10 protein-coding genes are annotated in these 18182 nt (G+C 47.7%); 4 read left to right on the plus strand and 6 right to left on the minus strand.

What is annotated here, in order from left to right:
• Nucleotides 1-847 precede the first annotated feature (847 nt).
• On the minus strand, nucleotides 848-1870 hold the full coding sequence (locus tag EGH23_RS19085) for a hypothetical protein (RefSeq protein ID WP_220581581.1): 1023 nt from the start codon (nucleotides 1868-1870) through the stop codon (nucleotides 848-850).
• A 102-nt stretch (nucleotides 1871-1972) separates the two neighbouring features.
• On the opposite strand from EGH23_RS19085, the gene EGH23_RS19090 reads away from it, so the two are divergent.
• Together EGH23_RS19090 and EGH23_RS19095 are read left to right on the plus strand one after the other, a co-directional pair.
• Nucleotides 1973-2719 carry a hypothetical protein gene (locus tag EGH23_RS19090; RefSeq protein WP_220581582.1) on the plus strand — a complete coding sequence of 249 codons (747 nt, stop codon included), beginning with the start codon at nucleotides 1973-1975 and terminating at the stop codon, nucleotides 2717-2719.
• A gap of 141 nt (nucleotides 2720-2860) precedes the next feature.
• Nucleotides 2861-4402 (plus strand): hypothetical protein, encoded by a 1542-nt coding sequence (locus tag EGH23_RS19095; protein ID WP_220581583.1) that lies wholly within the window; start codon nucleotides 2861-2863, stop codon nucleotides 4400-4402.
• A gap of 328 nt (nucleotides 4403-4730) precedes the next feature.
• On the opposite strand, the gene EGH23_RS19100 is transcribed toward EGH23_RS19095, so the two are convergent.
• Entirely contained in the window at nucleotides 4731-5243 is a 513-nt protein-coding gene (locus EGH23_RS19100) for a hypothetical protein (protein WP_220581584.1), read from the minus strand.
• Nucleotides 5244-5466: 223 nt separating this feature from the next.
• Here EGH23_RS19100 and EGH23_RS19105 point away from each other — a divergent pair, with 223 nt between their 5' ends.
• Nucleotides 5467-6210, plus strand: a complete 744-nt coding sequence (locus EGH23_RS19105) for a hypothetical protein (RefSeq protein ID WP_220581585.1) — start codon at nucleotides 5467-5469, stop codon at nucleotides 6208-6210.
• Between the two features lie 220 nt (nucleotides 6211-6430).
• The gene (locus tag EGH23_RS19110; protein ID WP_220581586.1) at nucleotides 6431-8620 is read left to right on the plus strand and encodes a hypothetical protein; all 2190 of its coding nucleotides are present in this window, start codon (nucleotides 6431-6433) and stop codon (nucleotides 8618-8620) included.
• A gap of 871 nt (nucleotides 8621-9491) precedes the next feature.
• Here EGH23_RS19110 and EGH23_RS19115 read toward each other — a convergent pair.
• The 4 genes from EGH23_RS19115 to EGH23_RS19130 form a co-directional block, all read right to left on the minus strand.
• Nucleotides 9492-12458: a type I restriction endonuclease subunit R gene (locus EGH23_RS19115; protein ID WP_220581587.1), complete on the minus strand. Its 2967-nt coding sequence runs from the start codon at nucleotides 12456-12458 to the stop codon at nucleotides 9492-9494.
• Nucleotides 12455-13780, minus strand: coding sequence for a restriction endonuclease subunit S (locus EGH23_RS19120; RefSeq protein ID WP_220581588.1), 1326 nt, complete (start codon nucleotides 13778-13780; stop codon nucleotides 12455-12457). The genes EGH23_RS19115 and EGH23_RS19120 overlap by 4 nt, the downstream gene beginning before the upstream one ends.
• The gene (locus EGH23_RS19125) at nucleotides 13777-15768 is read right to left on the minus strand and encodes a type I restriction-modification system subunit M (protein ID WP_220581589.1); all 1992 of its coding nucleotides are present in this window, start codon (nucleotides 15766-15768) and stop codon (nucleotides 13777-13779) included. Before EGH23_RS19125 ends, EGH23_RS19120 begins: the two co-directional genes overlap by 4 nt.
• 251 nt (nucleotides 15769-16019) lie before the next feature.
• On the minus strand, nucleotides 16020-18098 hold the full coding sequence (locus EGH23_RS19130) for an AAA family ATPase (protein ID WP_220581590.1): 2079 nt from the start codon (nucleotides 18096-18098) through the stop codon (nucleotides 16020-16022).
• Nucleotides 18099-18182 lie beyond the last annotated feature (84 nt).

An 18182-nucleotide genomic window follows, 5' to 3' on the forward strand; every position in this document is an offset into this window, starting at 1 on the left:
GAGGTAGTGTTCTTTCAGCAGGACGACTGGTGCTTCCGGGCTGCGTGTAGTTCAGTTATGCTGTATTCTAGGGTTGGTGGTCGTATCGGGGATTGAATTTCGTCGTTCCTCGGGTCATCACTGGTGGCTTCGCAGCGCGATATAGGTGGCATCTGCCCTACTCCCTGTGCTCGCGCCTTGGTACTCCGCGTAACCGCCGAAAGAACAGTACTGCATAGCACGCTTCACTGCGAGTAGAGATAGTCAACACATTCTAGTCCGCCAGATTCTTTCATCGAGTCCCTCAAATTTTGTAGACGAGCTTGGCGCTGGGTGGCGCATCAGCAAGACGGTCACTCGCATCCGGTGCCACCATATGTGTCTCTACGGCAGCTACTCCAACAATTCCTCGGGTATGTGCGGCCAGTCAGGCAAATTGGTACTGCGCGATTTCGGTTGATCCACAGTCTGGACAGACAGTCGTCTCCTCGTCAAGCATCGTCCCGCACTGCCGGCATTCTCGAATACGTGTATCCGACTGCCGTCCACGAATAACTGTTGCTACTGCGTTTCGTAAGCCCATGCTCCCAATTGTGGGGTTTCTGTTCTACCGTCAAAAGCGTGGGTATATCTCTCTGGTAGCAAGAGGTCGTCATGCGTCTCAGTGTACCATGCGTGTCTCTCTCGATGTCGTGTGTTCTCCTTTGTTGCGATGGTGGGGTCGTAGCTTCATCCCAGTCACTAGGAGTGGCAAAACTGACTGATGTTCGGTGACACTACGTTGCCGACAACGTCTCTGACTATCTCTTCTCATCGAAATCGCCGATGTCCGGCCCGCTAAAGGAAAGAAACGTGATGGTCTGAGCGTCTATTCGGAATTGAGCTGCGGATTGGGGTCGCCGCTCGAGCCTTCCAGCCGACTAGTGTGCTGGAGTCCTTCCCGCTCGACGTAGACATCCACATCTTCGGCCAGTTCTTCGAGTTCTGCCATAAGTTCGGTTTCGTGAGTCCGAAGATTCTCCTGCATTTCGGGGGTGAGCTGTTCTTCGAGCAAATCAGTGTATGCCACTCGGTATTCGAACGGCGCGTCTCGGATGAGAACCGATTGCGCACCCTCAATGACTCCGCGATGTTCTTTGACATCACGATCGCCCAAGCCTTTCAGTTGCCAAATAAACCCCTCTTCAATCTGGAGTTCTTCTCGCTCTGACTCAACGACTTGATTATGCCACCGTTTGACCTGATTAACGATCTCTCTGCGGAACGTCCACTCGAGCTCTTCGAGACCGCCAGTATCGACGGCAACGAACACGTCACCGGAGAACACGACACTCATATTCGCGAAAATATCAGTCCGGGTTTCGTGTTCTCCTTCCGTTGTGCGCTCGCTCACTTCGCCGGTGATGAGCACACGGATGACGTCTTGCTGAATGATAGGGAAGGTGTCTGTCTCCCTTCGAGTATATCCGTAGATCCCACCGCCGACACCCGCAAGACCGAGTATCGTCCAGAGGATTCCTGCACCGCTGATACCCAAAACGAGCATCACGATTCCTGCAACGATGCTTGCTGCGCCGTGTGGCCCGTACGGTCGGTACTCTAACTCACCGTCTCCAACCTCCAGCCAATCTGAGTCGGCTTTGAGTCGGCCCTTGACAGTACCCGTCTTTTGTCCGACATCCTCGCTCTCGATGGAGAGGTCTGCCGCTTGTGTGCCTTCAGTTTGATATTTAAACCCGCGAGGGTCCTGAATTTCTTCTACGGCTCGTTTGAGCTTCCGGTAGAATGATCGAGGGTTAATCCCGTTATAGTCCCCTTCGACAAACTTCGTGGCTTTTCGAAGGTCCTGTCGAGTAAAATCTCCTATTCCTCCTTCCTTTTTCTCTGTCATTTACGTACCGGACTGCTTCAGAGAGGTAGAAAAGTGTTCGGTTACTATTATCATCTGTGACTAAGTGTTGGTCGCTCAGGAGACTCGGTTTCGTTTGAATGGATGGACGTCTTATCTCAAATTCGATGTCTTGTCATCGACAGCATCAATGACGAAGGGGTATCTGAAACAATTCTAGTAGTAGGCGGGTTTATCACCACTCTTGCTAAACTGGAGTCGGAGACGTCACGGCGCGAATTCGAGAAGTTGCTCTTTGGGACTATCTCGTTGGATGCAGTCGACCTCGCCTACAAGCCAGAAGCGTACACGCGGTTCAATTTGGTCGAGCCGTTGCTCTCGGCAGTGGGACTGGACTCCCAGCTGGAACCACGAAGTACTGGTGTCTATCGCAAGCGGTGGCCGGATTTCGAACTGACGAGTACTGAAATTCCCTACATTGGCGAGGTGAAGGCCATGAACGATGTCGAGCGTGGGGCAGAGGATATCAAAGAGTATCTCGGCATCGAGGGGTTCATTTCACCCTACGGGATTCTAACCGACGGTGTCGAGTGGTCGATTTATGGGCCACCGGCAGATGGTGGTCGGACGTCGAACCCGGTCGAGCGTAATTCCATTTCGCTAGCTGATTCGCTGAAAACGGTGGCGTTGGCTGAGGGGTACTGGGATATGGACTTGCTGTCCTCGAATATTCGCTCGAATGGTGTGGCTCAAATCGAGGCGTTTCCGCGGCTGTTTGATCCCGACCAGATCGATGTGTGGGCGTTAGAGAAGATGCCACGCCAGTATCGGCAGGAGTTTCTGAGCGAGAACCGGTCTTTGCAGGCGTCACTTGATGGGACGTGGGACTGATTGCTATCTGAGTACTTCTTTGGAGATTACAAGGGTGGAATTCACTCCCCGGTCGGTCAGTGTAGTGCGTGTAGTGAGCGGAACGAGGGTATCCGAAGTAACTACTGTTATGAGTGGATTGATGTCCCTATGAAAACAGAAATGCGTGAGTTAATTGAGGAATATCCGACAACGTTCAGTTCAGGAAGCTTCGTTAGTGCATGGAATTTGAGTTCGGGTAACCCCTCACTTCTGTTCGGTTTGTTGACTACTACAGATTTTGGAGACATAACGATTTCTCCAGAAGATGACCTTATTATTACTTCAGAAAGAATTTCTGAAACAGATCTTCTTAAGGTCGTCCCTGAGGCCCTCAGCAATCAGGTCCAGATAGAACTCTCAGTGGACTTGCCGGACACCGGAACTATCACCTTTGATCAGCATCGGCAACCCCGCATCTGTCGTCGGAATAGTCAGGAGATGGAAGGATTTGGAATGGAGTATCCCGCGTTCTGTGTCGAGTATTGGCCTGTGGGAGATTCAATCCCGTCCTCGGGGCTTGAACAGGAAATAGCTCTTCAGGATTCATTGAAAGATAATTTTGGTATCGATCTTGATGAGCATGCGGAGTACCTCGGTGCGATTCTAGCTGCCGTAGAAGATAGGAGGGTACGGATTCGGTTTAACGAAAGTGGTGAGAAATTAGCGCGCCGCCTGCACGAAGAGGTAGAGACTCTCAATGATGAGGAGGTATTGGACCTGCATGATACGTGGATTGTTGAAACCAAGTCGGGTTTCACGAACGAATTAGAAATCACCTTACGGGAAGAGGAGTACGGTCAGTTACTGAATGAGAAATCTGTAGATTTGAACGGTTCAAATAGTATTTCCGAGAGCACTGCAAGCGAGTTTGTTCGGACAGAGCAACGTGTGCCATCAAGGTTGGCGTTAAATGCGGATTCAACTCAGAGGTACGAGCTTCCTGATATCCCCTCATCCGGCGCATCCGATAGGATTCTCAAAATCACGTATGACGGGGTTCTCCTTGATGAATACAGCATACCCCTCGTGAGGCATGTTAACCTGAATGTCAATGTGAGGTCTGGTTATAGTTCAGCTCCATCGGCCGAAACTCCTGAACTAATTTTTGGAGATTCAGATTATACCGTAGGCCGTTTTAGTTGGGATCAGAGATTAGCGCTTTCAGGCGGAAGTGACCAAGAGAATTGGGTTGTTGAAGACGAATCGGATTATGAGGAGGTGATGGAAATGGTTCATGATTCCCTGTCAGGGACCGTCAAGATTGTCGATCCGTATTTGAGACCGGATGACCTCACGAAACTAGTGGCTGCGTCAGAACAAGATGCTAATATGTGGGTGATAACAGCCCTTTATAGTGGAGAGATGCAAGATAAACGCCAAGACTTTGAGAGCACTGTATCGACGGCCAGACAGGATGGGAAAGATCTCCACATTAGCTGGGTCCCCGATTCTCCGACACCGCTTCACGATAGATTTCTACTCTCCAAAGGACGCAGCATGACTTTTGGAACCTCGTTCAACTCGTTGGAATCCAATCTGACGATTGTACACGAAATTTCTGAAGAAAAAGCCGCACAGCTTGAGAAAATTTTTGATTACTGGTGGACAAACAATCGGTTCAAGAGTCAAAACAACGTTGAGCTGATTGATACTACATACTGAAACCGGTAGTCATTTCGCATTTCCACTGAGTGGATGTTTCTGCCGTTGTCGTGAGCAACAACAGTGCTCAGAGGCGGATCGGAGCCAGGTTCCAGATGACAGCATACTGCACTGGCTGTCCGATGGGAACCCGGCCTCGTTTATTGGATACTGTCACCCGAGTTCGGTGCTGCGAGATGGCCGATACTGGCGCGTTCACCGCACCAAATACGCGACCGCTGGGATGGGTATGCAACTGAACGTCAACAGCAAGGTTCCGTGGACATCCTCTGGCTTCTTTTCGGACCTGCTGAGCAGACATCTCATTATCCCCCATGTACCTACTCTCTTACTGGGGATTTTCTCTACCGACGACCTCGTCTACCGTCGGATAAAAGAGTCGGCGCTTGAGTTGCTCGATAATTCCACGGTTTCTGAGTCTCTCAAATTGATCGTGCCGGCGCCGATACTCCGCTGGCCCCAATCCACGAAGCGCGTTCCGTTCCGCTCGAAGTTCCTCGTTCCAGCGCACCTGACGATATCCTGTAGCGGCGAATGTCGCAAACACTAGACCAATTATGACCACGATCGCTCCCTGCACAAGGGAGTACATCGGATTGAACACTGCAGTTGTGCCTACAATCATGGTGAGAAAGAGCAGGGCTACGGTAGTAACAGCAAGACCGACCGTCAGGACGAGGAATTTGAGGCGGACGGCAACGCTGCGTGATGCATGGCCGTGTTCGTGGAGGATCAGATACTCGATTAGCTCGGCCGGCAATTCGTCTTTGACGCGCTCGTTTACCCAAATAGTATTGAAAATTGTCGTCTTCCCCGGCGTGCCGATGACCGCGTTTGGCATCCAGCAGACTGTCGTCGATGTTTCTCCGACATTGTGCTCACTGGTCTGACCGACAAATTGTCCCGGAAGGGGAAACAGTCTCGCTATGAGCAGTCGGAATCGGTTTATCTCACTCATTAGTATATGTCTGCAATAACGTTAATATGTAGATGGATACACTATCTATTGTAGTTTGTCAGGTGCATACCTCGAGATAGGACTGGTGGGAGGAATTGGGTTGGCCGTGGCCGCGATTCACGTCTTGTTGCCACCAGCCATGCACTCGCAGTTGGCGTTCAGGTACCAGTACCCAGCTGTGCTGTCGGTGTTCACGAGTGCGTTCGTCCATCATAGCACCAGTCACTTGGTCACGAATCTGATTGGCTATGGCTTGGCTGCGGGCATGACGTATCTGCTATCCCGGGAGGCTGGCCAGCGTCGCTGGTTCCGTCGGACGGTCGTCGTGCTCGTCGTGATGGTACCGTTCTTGGTGACTTCGACAAGCTATCTGGTGCTGACGAGCCTGCAGCCTGGACTCATGGGGGCTGAACGTGGGTTCTCCGGTGTCGCCGCTGGGTTTGTCGGCTTTCTCTTCGTTGCGTTGCTCATTTGGTTGGAGCGGCGGTACTCGCGTGTGGTTACGTGGTCGGTGGGTCCAATGGTTTTCATTGGGTTGTTGCTTGAGATTGCGGTCATCTACACGTCGGGTGTGCCGGTGACCATCATCGGGCTGGGCTTGGTTGGCATCGCATTGAGCGGATGGCAGCTGGTCGACGAGGTCGCTTTGCCAGTGGGGGCTGCCTTTCGGTTGGAAGTGGTTCCGGAGGGACTGTTCGTTGGTCTCGTCGTTGTGCTACTCGGGCTCCTTGTTCTCCTGTTGTTCCCGGTAGATATCGTCCAGCAGGGGACGACGACGAATATCATCAGTCACGGCGCTGGATTCGTCTCCGGGATAGTGCTATCGGGGATTTGTTGGCTGATTCGCTGAAAACCGTCCCACCGGCTGAAGGGTACTGGAATCTGGTGCCGCTGTCATCGGCTATTCGCTTGAATGGAATGGCTCAGATTGAGGTGTTTCCGCGGATGTTTGATCCTCGCAATCTCAACCTGATGGCTAACCTTTAATATCTGTTCGAACTGAGAAGAAATATGACATTCAATGGTACATATATTACATTTACTGGGATTATCCCGTGGGAGAAAGGAACATGAAAGACGAACAATTTGAACAGAGGTTCTTGACGGACAGAATACTTCCTTTACTTTTCAATAGGAAGAGTGCTACCATCTTTCGCTCAGCTAGAAATGCGCTTGAAAGCCATGATACATCAGTAAGCGAACTGCAGGAACAGTATACTTCAACATATAGAGAGGACAATGAGTTCTGGGAGGATGTAGCAGACATACTCTCAGATGCCTATGATGTCACATTTTCAGATTTTTCTGACGTCGGGTTCGAAGAGTTTGTGACTGAATTGATCAACGCTAGATTCGACAAAGAGTTCAGATTAAGCGACATTCGAAAACTGGACGATGAAACGGATATTGATGAGTTTTTATTAGATATTGATATGGGAGAAAATATTGTTTTGAATAGTGAAAGCTGTAATCCCAGAATAATCTACGTTGGTGAAAAGAATTCGAGAGAGTATATTGAGCCACTTCAACCAACTGAGGAAGAATACTATCCGCCACTCCTGTTGGAGGTAAATAAGGATGATGACGAAATACGGCTTTCAGGTAACAAAAGTCAGAGAAATCGGTTCGTGCATACAGCGCATGATCTTGATACGATTGTACTTCAAGATGAGGAGCCAGAAGCATACGATAAACTGGACATAGATCCGCACTTCATACAGCAGTTGAAGTCACACGACTTTTTCCTCCGAGATATCAGTATCTCCGGGGGAAGCTCAGATATCTCCCTTTCTGTATCTTCCGGTGAAGGCGTTATTGCGGTGCAAGAGTTCGTTGACTATGATCTTCTAATACGGAACAAACTGGACTTGTTGGCGGTAAATAAGTGCAAATTTGTGTATGTTACTGAAGAAAACGACATTGAGTTTGAACTCAATTTTCAAACATTTTCCCGAACAAGTGATAATAGAGAGTTCATCAAAATTTCTCTCGAAGTGTCTGAGAGTGACCCATCAATAAGAGACACAATTGAAGATGTCCTCTCAAGATATGGCATTGATGTTTATGAGCCGTATCACAAACCAGCCTCATACTATTTCAATAAAATGCTGACTACAAATCGAAATCATCGGAAAAAATATCTCAAATCTCTACAAGAGATGGATGTGGGTGCGAGTGTAGATGAGATCTTGAATGACGGTATTATAGATATGAGTAGTGATGAAAGCTATATTCCTTTGGATAAGGAGGCGCTAATTAAGAAGACACATAGTGTTCTAAGCGAATCGGCGGGAGTAGATATAGAGGCTAATGGCCGACAGCATCGAATTGCGGACGTTGAGGATCCAGACGAAAACAGAATACATCTTGTTTTGAAATCGTATTCGGACAATGCTGATGATGACCATCGACGGTTCTATAGAGTCATTATCCCCTTTAGAGCCAGACCAGATAAATTCGAAAAGATATACAATGTTGTTCTCTCCCAGATCAACTATCACAAAATATTGACCTCTGAATCAGAGGAAGAAGTAGTCAAATACATTGTGGGAGAAACTCGAAAGATAATAAGATATCATCAAGAAATGCTTATTGAGAAGGAGGCGCGTAGATCGGCAAAGATATTAGAAGAGTACTATCCAGAGCCAGAGGAATTTCGGGAATCTCAAGACACTAAACAGAAAGCAGGATATGAGATAGAGGATCACTTGAATGTCGTGCTGAGATACCTATTTCGGGACTATCTCTCAGGGGGCGGAAAGAACGAGCCAGATGGAACACTTCAATTGGAGGGGGATAGCTATCTTGTAGATTCTAAGCAGAGTGAAAAAGTTGAAAAAATTCAGCTAACAAAATCAAAAGAAGATTTAGAAGAATCTGAAAATAGCACGTATAGTGGAAGCAAGCATATGATTTTCATCATCTCTAAAGAACTCCTCCTGTCGAATACAAAGTCTGGCAGCTTGAACTGGAAAGCTCGTCAGCGAGTTGAGAAGGGTACCGAGTTCTCATTTCATTTTATTAGTGTCGAGATCGTCTGTGCTCTGTACGATCTCTTCTCAGAGCATACTAACATTATTTCAAGCAGCTCTGAGTTGCAAAACGAAATATTCTTCACTATTCAATCTATGATCGATGAGAGTCAATTTGCTGAGGATTGTGAAGACTTGAGTAGTAGTGAAAACAAACACATCGGAAAAATAAGACGAGCAGTTGACAACGTGGATTATATGCCAGAAGACAGACATCGGTATTTCTGAACCATTTGAATCTTATATAAAACCCAACTAAGTATTTATATCGCGCTAATATATTCTCAGATCATGTTTGACAATCCTACTCCATGGCGAAAGCAGACTATTTTCTGGACGCGCCCAGCAGCATTCCTTGCTGTTTTCTGTATAGTCTGGTTCGGTCCACTGGGTGTGCTGAGGGGACTATATATTCTCCTACTGTTTAGCGAGGGAGTACGACGAGTGCCGATATATTTCTTATCAGTACAGTATTCGCTAGTTGCCCTGTATCTCGCATTTCAGGCTGCCATCCTAATTCAGCTCGGTGTTCTTGGGCGGCGATACCTGAAGCAATTTTGGCGAACCCAGACACCTCCGCATCGTCAACGCCCGCCAGCGTCTCTACTGCCTGTCGTACACGGCCAATCGATGGAAACGGCGAAGTCTAAAGCTATAGATTGGTGTGGTTTAGCGCTGAGCAGTATCCTGCTGCTGAATATCGGCTACTACGAGTGGCTCTATTTCAACGAGACAGCAGTCCGCTCACTACTTCCATCTGTTCCGCTTGAGGTCATTGGGGCAATACTGACATATCTAACTGCGTTGCCGGTTCTGCCCCTGGGTAAGTCTATTGCCTCAGATATGGGGACAAGCAGTCTCGTAGTGCATACTCTTCTTGTGTGGCTTCCGAGTGTCCCTCTCTGTATCGGATTTCTGAATCTTAATGCGTACTTGTACCAACGGATTCGGCGAGAATTGTACTGGGGCCTTCGTATCTTTCAGCTAGTGTAATCGTGGGTCGGCACGGTAGGTCAAGCGCGTTGGTGCTGGTGGTGGCGAAATCGGCATCAGAAGTGTGTCGTTTTTCGGGCCAGAGATATCAATCGGTATAGCCCAATCAACCCTCAGCAGATTGACTTTCTTGATACACTGCATCTCGCAGGTGATTCGTGATGATTTCCTGAACCTCGTCGTTATCCATGAACTTGGCAAACAGCTCTTGGTTCTGGTCCATTCTATCAATGAACATCTCAGTCAGCGCGTCGTCGAATTCCAGTGCAAAGTTCTCCTTGCTGTTAACTCGCGCTGATTGCTGGAGATGGTCATTTTCCAGTGCGTCCTCTTTCAGTTGATCGAGGAATAGCTGGTCAGCCTCGGTGAAGTCGGTCCCCAGCTGCTCGTTAATTTTGTCGATGAGTGTGGACAGCTCCACCTCGTCGTCTTCTTGACTTCCAGTCCCGGTATCTGTTGGAACGGAAACACCCCCACTACCAGTCTGCATTTCGATATCACCCTCTTCAGCTTTTTCGAGCCGATAGTACTGTAGTGCGAGTTCGTCGTTGAATTCGACACGCGATGATTGGGCGTCTCGAGGCAGTTCCTTGTAGAGGAAGCGGCCGAAGGTATAGAGTTTTTCCAGTTCCGGATCAGCGTAGTTGACAATCTGCGATTGGAACTTATACAGGCGAAGGAACGAGTGAAGCTTTGAGCGGAACTCGTCTTGGCTTTCTTCGTCCTTGACCATGAAGCGATCCTTCGCAGGCTGGATGTGCCCACTCAGCTTTGCATGAGCCTGTTCGGTCCCTTTGTTCTCCGGGTCGAAGAACGCCTCTGCAAATTTATCGACTTCTGTTTGGGTATAGACTTGGAAGGCGTTCAGTTCGGATTCGAGCTGATAGATGTGCTGAGGGTCGGTCGTCTCCTCGACAGTCGTCTTTTCGTAGTACGGCGCGAACGCATCGTAGATATCCTCTCTGTCGTTTTCGAAGTCGAGGACGAACGTATCTTCTTTCCCAGGATGCGTGCGGTTTAACCGCGAGAGCGTCTGCACTGCTTGAATGCCAGAGAGCTTCTTATCCACATACATTGTGTGGAGTAGTGGTTGGTCGAAGCCAGTCTGATATTTGTCGGCGACGACAAGCACCTGGTATTCTGGCGTGTCGAATTTATCGGGGAGTTCGGATTCCTTGATATCGTTCATCCCCTTCTCGGTGTATTCTAGCCCGTCGTCCTCCACGGTCCCACTGAACGCGACGAGTGCGTTCATGTCGTACCCGTGTTCTTCAATGTGTTCGTCGATAGCCTGCTTGTAGCGCACAGCGTGAACGCGCGAGGACGTGACGATCATCGCCTTTGCCTTGCCGCCGATTTTGTGCTGCGTGTGATTCCGGAAGTGTTCGACGATGATCTCCACTTTCTGGGAAATATTGTGTGGATGGAGCTTCAGGAATCGTGAGACAGCCTTGGCGGCCTTCTTCTGAGGGACCTGCGGGTCTTCTTCAATGGCCTTCGCGATACCATAGAAGGTATCGTAGGTCGTGTAGTTCTGGAGGACGTCGAGAATGAACCCTTCCTCGATGGCTTGGCGCATCGAGTAGAGATGGAACGGGTCTGGTTTCTCACCGTCTTTCGACGTGTGACCGAACGATTCCAATGTTTTCCCCTTCGGCGTGGCAGTGAACGCAAAGAAGCTGAGGTTATCCTGTTGGCCACGAGACTCTGCGCTTTTGGCGAGGAGGTCTTCCCAGTCGTCATCCTCGCTGACGTCCTGGCCGGAGAGAATCTGTTTCATCTCTTTTGCCATCTCACCGGTCTGACTACTGTGAGCTTCGTCGACGACGACAGCATAGTCCCGTTCGGGGAGCCCTTGGGTGTGCTCAATGACGTAGGGGAACGTCTGGAGTGTGGTGATGATGATCGGTTTTCCGGCTTCTAACGCGTCGGCAAGCTCCTCGGATTTCGAGCTCTGTTCGCCCTTGATTCCATGGACCACGCCGGTCTTATGGTCCAGTTCGTAGATGGTGTTGCGAAGCTGTTTGTCGAGAACAGTTCGGTCCGTGACGACGACCACGCCATCGAATACAGCCTCGTCGTCAGCGTCGTGTAGTGAGACAAGGCGATGGACTAACCATGCAATAGATTTGCTCTTGCCGCTGCCGGTGGAGTGTTGAATTAGGTAGTCTTCCCCCGCGCCGTTTTGACGGGCACTGTCGACCAGCTGACGGACACACTCTAGCTGGTGGTACCGGGGAAAGATCATCGTCTCTTCCTCGTCGACCTTCACGCCGTCTTTCCGGATTTCTTCGGTGTCGATGTGGATGAATCGCTGGATGATGTCCATCCAGCTATCCTTAGCCCAGATGTCCTCCCAGAGATAGGCCGTTCGGTGGCCCGACTCGTGTTGAGGATTTCCTGAACCTTTGTTGTGTCCGCGGTTGAACGGCAGGAAATGCGTGCTGTCACCATCGAGTTCAGTAGTATACTCGACTCTATCAGTGTCAATGGCAAAGTGAACTAACGCGCCGCGTTTGAATTTCAGGACCGGTTCACCGGGGTCACGGTCGGTCTTATACTGTGTTTTCGCGTCCTCAATATTCTGGTCAGTCTTCTTGTTCTTCAGCTCGGCTGTCGCGACCGGGAGGCCGTTGACCGACAGCGCGAGGTCAATACTCTTCTGTGGGTCTGTCGCAGAGTAGTATAGTTGGCGGGTGACGGCTAGTCGGTTGGCTTCGTAGCGTCGCTGGACCTCGGGATTTAGGCCCGTGTTGGGCTTGAAGGCGGCGAGCTCGATGGTAGTGCCTGTTGTGCGGAGACCGTGGCGGAGGATTTCGAGCGTGCCAAGGTTTTCGAGGGCGCTGGTGAGGTCCTGGAGGAAGCGCTTTCGGGCGTTACCTTTGTATGCCGTCTCCAGTTTCTCCCATTTGTCTGGTTGTGTCTCTTTGACGAACGAGACGACGACGTCGGGGAAGATGCCGCGCTCGGCGTCGAATTCTTCGGCGGGGAGTTGTTCATAGCCGCCGTGCTGGAGGAGATGCGCTTCTATAGCGTCCTCGAAGGCGTGCTCGTCATAGATTCCGGGACTCATGGGGTGGCTTCTTGCTTGTCAGGTGGTTGCCAGTCGCTTAAATCAATTTGGTCGGTGACTGCCTTGGTGATGAGTGCTTGGCGCTTTTCTTTAAGTAAATCTTGGATTTTATTTAAATCTTCTAGCGAAGATTCTATTTCGCCTATACATTCAGACAATTCTTGTACAATTTCTTCTTGTTCGCTAAGTGGTGGTACCGGTATCTTTTGATTGCTCAACTTCTCTACAGTTACATGCTCAATCGTGCTCTGATTCGCCCGAGAAGAGAAGAGACCCTCTTTTACAGCGAATTCCATAAAGTAACAAAAGAACTCTGGAACTTGGTCTGAGTTTGTTGGTCTCACTCGGTGCAAGGCTTTCTGGTAGAAGATTTCGTCATCGTCTTCGCGCCATACCGCGCTCCGACCTGCTTCGCCCCCTTCACACACCAATACGTCGCCATTTTTAAGTTGGTATTTTGATTGTTCGCTTTCAGAGAAATCCATTTCTGGCAGATTGTCGGTATTAATACTCCACCATTGAACATCTTTGTTTCGTAGATATGGGGCTAAATCATCTCCAGAAATTTCAGATTCATCTAACATCTTACCAAGTTGAATATCATAAATCCAGCCTATTTTTGTGACCATCCAATCATTCGGAATAGTACCCAACCAAGGTAAATTCGTCTCCTTTCTTCCTGAATTCTTACTGCCAGAGTGAGTTACTTCTTCCCAAATCTTCGCAATTCGTCTTTGTTTCAGCGCTTCTTTTAGAGAATCGGCTGCATCAATTGCAGATGAAATATAAATAGAATTTTCTGAACAGAAGTCAGTAATTAAATTCTGCTGTTGTTTTGATGGGACTGGGAACTTTGTTTCAGCCACAGCAACAGAATTCAAGCTCTGAACAGTAGCACCTTGTTGTTTCCACATTTCTAGCAATGGTTGTTCAAAGCCGGTTATAACATTACAAATGTATTTTGAAGATATAATATCTTCTCGAGGAATGTACGCACGAATATCCTGATTGATTGCGACTTTATCAGTCGTTACCGCTACTGGTATTGTGTGCTCCAGAATCCCTGATCGAGATACAATCAATAAACTCCCCTTAGGAACTAATTCTGCCGATGATTGTTCAACTGCATCATGTGAAATATACTCTTCTGCGTCACCAATGTTCTTCGATACCATATCTTTTGAAGAAACCCACGGAATTTTTCCGTCCCAAAAATTGTCTTTAGACCTACTTGGAGTTCCACCAGTTCGAATATCCATAAGATACTTGAGTGGAATGGTATCCCACTCTTCTGGAATCTCTTCCTCCCAAGGCGTCTTCATTTAGTCACTCCCTCCAGAAGACTTGAAATCGACTTTTTCAGGGAGTTAATTTCCGAATCTATTTCTTCTAATGGTCTTGGAGATTTGTATTCGTAGAAATGTCTATCAAAGTTTATTTCATAGCCAACTACGCCAAGCTCACCGTCTTGATCATCATGATATTTGCTACTCTCGTTGATCCACGCGTTGTCAAAGTACGGCGCAACCTCCTGTTCAAAATATTCATATGGATCCCTTCCAAGAGGTACGCGCTCTCGTTCGCGGAGATCACTATCGTGCTCAGGTTTACCATTGCTGTCTCGGCAGATTTCGGCTTCTGGATCTCGTTTCCCCATTACCCTTTCTATGGCGTTGTAGACGCTATTCCGCACGTCAAGACCAGCCATGTTCAACTGTAGCTCAACGTCATTCACAAAGGCATCGCGGTCCATCCAAACTTTCTCTTTATCCATCTCAGAAAGTGCTTCCCTGATTTCCTTCTGTGTTTCTTCCTCACGATTTGTGAATGCACGTTCGTCGTCAAGTGCCTTGATTCGATCTTCGGTCACTTGGAACCGCATTCGAAGCGGTCTGTCGATTACGATACGCCGATAGCCGAACTCCTTATTATCAACTATCTTTGAGCGGTCGTTGGCTTCTAAGTTACCGAATATCCGAGTGATCTCCTGAATATGTTTATCGAGAAGTTCGTGACGCTTCTCACCGAGGCTCTCGTCCATTTCATCATACATATCACTGGCATCTATTAACTGGGTCCTGCCCTCTCGATGATCCGATTTATCGTTTGAGAGCACCCAAATGTATGTCCTGATTCCAGTGTTATAGAATAGATTCTCCGGTAGACCGATGATGGATTCTAGCCAATCATTTTCGAGAATCCAGCGACGAATAGCTGACTCTCCACTGTTAGGTCCTCCATTAAACAAGGGAGAACCGTTGAATACGATAGCTATTCTGGAGCCACCCTCTTCAGGTGGTTTCATTTTACTAATCATGTGCTGGAGGAACAGAAACGCACCGTCATTGATACGTGGCGTGCCTGCTCCGAATCGCCCAGCAAATCCTTGTTCGTCATGTTCCCTTTCAACTTCTTCTTTAATTTTCTTCCATGACACCCCGAATGGAGGATTCGAGAGCATATAGTCAAAGGACCGATTAGGGAATCCATCCTCGGTAAATGAATTTCCATAGACGATGTTCTCTGGTTCTTTACCCTTGATTAGCATGTCAGAGTTACAGACGGCGTAAGATTCCGGGTTTAGCTCTTGTCCGAAGACGTGGAGGTTCGCTTCCGAGTTGAGGTTCCGAACGTGATCTTCAGCTACGCTGAGCATCCCGCCAGTCCCACATGCTGGGTCATAGACAGTACGAACCGCACCTTCCTCGGCTAGTGCCTCGTCATCCTCGTCAAAGATGAGGTTTACCATCAGCTCGATTACCTCACGGGGCGTGAAGTGCTCTCCCGCGGTCTCATTACTGAGCTCGTTGAACTTCCGGATTAGTTCTTCGTAGATGTACCCCATCTCTTCGTTGGGGACTTCGTCAGGATGAAGATCGATTTCAGCGAATTGCCGAACTACTTTGTAGAGGAGATCCGCTTCATCAAGGCGCTGAATCTGGTGGTCGAAATCGAACTTATCGAAGATTTCTCGCGTCTCCTCGTCGTAGGCGTTAATATAATACTGGAGATTACTCGCGATCTGATCAGGGTCGTTACAGAGGCTTTCGAAGGTGTATTCGCTGGTATTGTACACCTTTTCGTCAGACGCTTTTCGCAGGGCAGGAGCAACGTTCTCAATGCCCTGGTCTTGGAGTTGCTCGTATCTTTTTAGCACCTCATCTTTGTTGCGCTCAGTTACACAGTCGAGTCTGCGAAGGACTGTCATCGGCAGAATGACTTTCTGATACTCTGATTGTTTGTAATCCCCACGGAGAAGGTCTGCAATAGACCAAATGAAATCAGCCTTCTTATTGAAGTTATCGACCATCTACGTCATTCGTAGTAACTGGGGGACATAAGTGGTGCGGAGAAGTTCTTTTAGAAGTAATAAAATTGAAAATATACTACTATTCATATGAGATCTGCCCTCCACAAAGGTCCGTCTGAAACACTGACCCAGCCAAAATGGTACCTCTGTGCTAACCCAATTTAATCATTCGAAAATTATCTGTAACTATATACCTGAGTCGGCAGACCGACACTGCTTACAACTTCAACTGTCCGAAAGTCCGTTAGTATCTATTGGCCGTTTTCAACTGGCTCGTGTGGAACAATCGCGGACTCTGGTTGACTCTTACTGTCAGTAGAATAGTCATCACCCAGTTTGTGTAGCAAGTCCGTTATCAGAGCCTCGAAATTCTGTACTGTTTCCTCATCGATCTGCCCTGGGTCTTCTTCAGTCCATTCCGCTATTGTATCTGCTACAGCGCGTTTATTGATTCCACCCGTCCTTGGACCGAACTCTCTGTTAATTTGATTGGTGGTTTGCCGTGTTTCTGGTCGATCCATCGCTTCAAGTTCCTCACGTCCGATTTGGTCATGACTGTCCGCGACAGCATCGAAATATACATCAACAGACACTAGGTCCTCAATCTCAGCGTTGTATTCCTGTAGTTCTTTTATTGATTCGTCCAAGAGGTGTATTGATTCTGTCCCTATATTGTAGTCCTCTCTAAGCTCCCCAGAGTGGTCTATTCCCTCCTTGTCTGAATCAAATAGGCAGACGAAGTCATAGCCCTCTGCATAGAAGATTTTGCCGTACTTGCCCATTTTTGACGCGCCCATCGAATCAACCACGGCTGTCTTTTCAGGGTTGAGTGCGGGACCGTCTCTAGATTCAAAGTATTTCGAGAAAGCTTTGAGATAGGTTTCATCGGTTGTTCCTTCCACCAAAACATTCCGTTTGTTCGCGAATAGGGAATCAGCGAATCCTGCACCGATAACTGCTCGAACCGACGCAAAGGCATCATCACCCGAGGCATCGTGCTGAGACATCTTCTCTAAGACCCGTGTCCCCTCGCCTTCGCCTTGGGTGTCGACTAGTCTGATTTCGGATGTATCATCGCCATTGATGAGAAATGGTGAGTGGGTCGCCATCACTACCTGATTGTCTTCTGCTAAGCGTTCTAGTGACGCTCGCAGGTCTTTTTGTGCATCCGGGTGGAGATGTGTTCCAGCATCATCTAGAAGGATTAGATTGTCTTCGAGAAGATTATCTGAGTTGGCTAAGATTTTGACAAAGAATGAGAGGAAGTATCGGAATCCTTCGCTTCGATACGATGGCAAGTCATAATTTCTGAGTTCACCATCTTCTAAATCGTCGTCTTTGTTAGCGATGAGTAACGAGACTGTTCCGTTCCCGAATTCGATTTTGAAGTCAATATCTTCCTGCCGCCAAAATTCATTGAAGAGTTCTGTGAGTTCTTTGGAGGCTAGTTCACGAATATTCCTGCGGCTGATCGGATCTAATTCATTGAACTCATCAGGTTCCAATTCTGCGTATCTGAGAAGTTCGTAATAGAAATCACCTTCTTCAAGTTCTGAAATCTGTCTTTCGTCTTCTACTGTTTGAGCTTCATCATAATATTGAACATCAGGAATCGATTGTAGAATCAACTGTGCTGGTGAATATGAGACCCACTCTATAACAGATACGAGGCCATCAAATTCAGAATCTTCCAATTCAGCATCTGCCCACTTTTTCAAACTATTTAAATAATCTTTTTCTTTAGACATCCTAATATCGTCTTGATATATCATATTTTCAATAGTAGAAATGAGGTGTCCCGGTGGTGACAAATCCTCTTTATTTTTGATAAATTCAACTACGTTACGTAATTCTTCGTGCCGTCTTTCATTGATTACTGATATTATATCTGGGGAGTCTATTTCAACTATACTAGGGTTATTATCAGCCAATTCGATAGATAATCTAACCTTATTCGGGATACTTTCATCATTGTATAGCCTTTGCCTTGTTTTAACTATATCTTCTAATATATTATTTATGGGAGTACTTGATATCTCAATTATAATCTCCATTTCTTCCTCAGAGATATACGATCTGTCTGAATCTGAATACTTAGGATTTACCTTGCATTTAGAAAGAGCACTTATCAGGTTAGATTTTCCACTTTCATTTGGTCCAACTAATGTAGTGATTTGAGGTTCGAGATTAAGGCGTACATTTGAGTCAAGAGACCGATACCCGGAGATGCAGATCGTTTCAAATTCCATTATCTGTTTTGCAACCACCGATACATATAAATCCACACGACTAAATCTCCGTAGTAATCCGGTGGTGTACATTCGTTCCATATACTATCCTGGCTAAATATGTTAATAAACGTTTAAAATGTCTATAACAGCGAAGTCCTTCAGACTACTGAGTCTGAAACTTCG

Source organism: Haloarcula nitratireducens (genome assembly GCF_019599505.1).

Bases quoted from the DNA above. Each gene is read 5' to 3' on its own strand.
- EGH23_RS19085 (WP_220581581.1), bottom strand. From the start codon at position 1,870: ATGACAGAGAAAAAGGAAGGAGGAATAGGAGATTTTACTCGACAGGAC.
- EGH23_RS19090 (WP_220581582.1), top strand. From the start codon at position 1,973: ATGGACGTCTTATCTCAAATTCGATGTCTTGTCATCGACAGCATCAAT.
- EGH23_RS19095 (WP_220581583.1), top strand. From the start codon at position 2,861: ATGCGTGAGTTAATTGAGGAATATCCGACAACGTTCAGTTCAGGAAGC.
- EGH23_RS19100 (WP_220581584.1), bottom strand. From the start codon at position 5,243: ATGCCAAACGCGGTCATCGGCACGCCGGGGAAGACGACAATTTTCAAT.
- EGH23_RS19110 (WP_220581586.1), top strand. From the start codon at position 6,431: ATGAAAGACGAACAATTTGAACAGAGGTTCTTGACGGACAGAATACTT.
- EGH23_RS19115 (WP_220581587.1), bottom strand. From the start codon at position 12,458: ATGAGTCCCGGAATCTATGACGAGCACGCCTTCGAGGACGCTATAGAA.
- EGH23_RS19120 (WP_220581588.1), bottom strand. From the start codon at position 13,780: ATGAAGACGCCTTGGGAGGAAGAGATTCCAGAAGAGTGGGATACCATT.
- EGH23_RS19125 (WP_220581589.1), bottom strand. From the start codon at position 15,768: ATGGTCGATAACTTCAATAAGAAGGCTGATTTCATTTGGTCTATTGCA.
- EGH23_RS19130 (WP_220581590.1), bottom strand. From the start codon at position 18,098: ATGGAACGAATGTACACCACCGGATTACTACGGAGATTTAGTCGTGTG.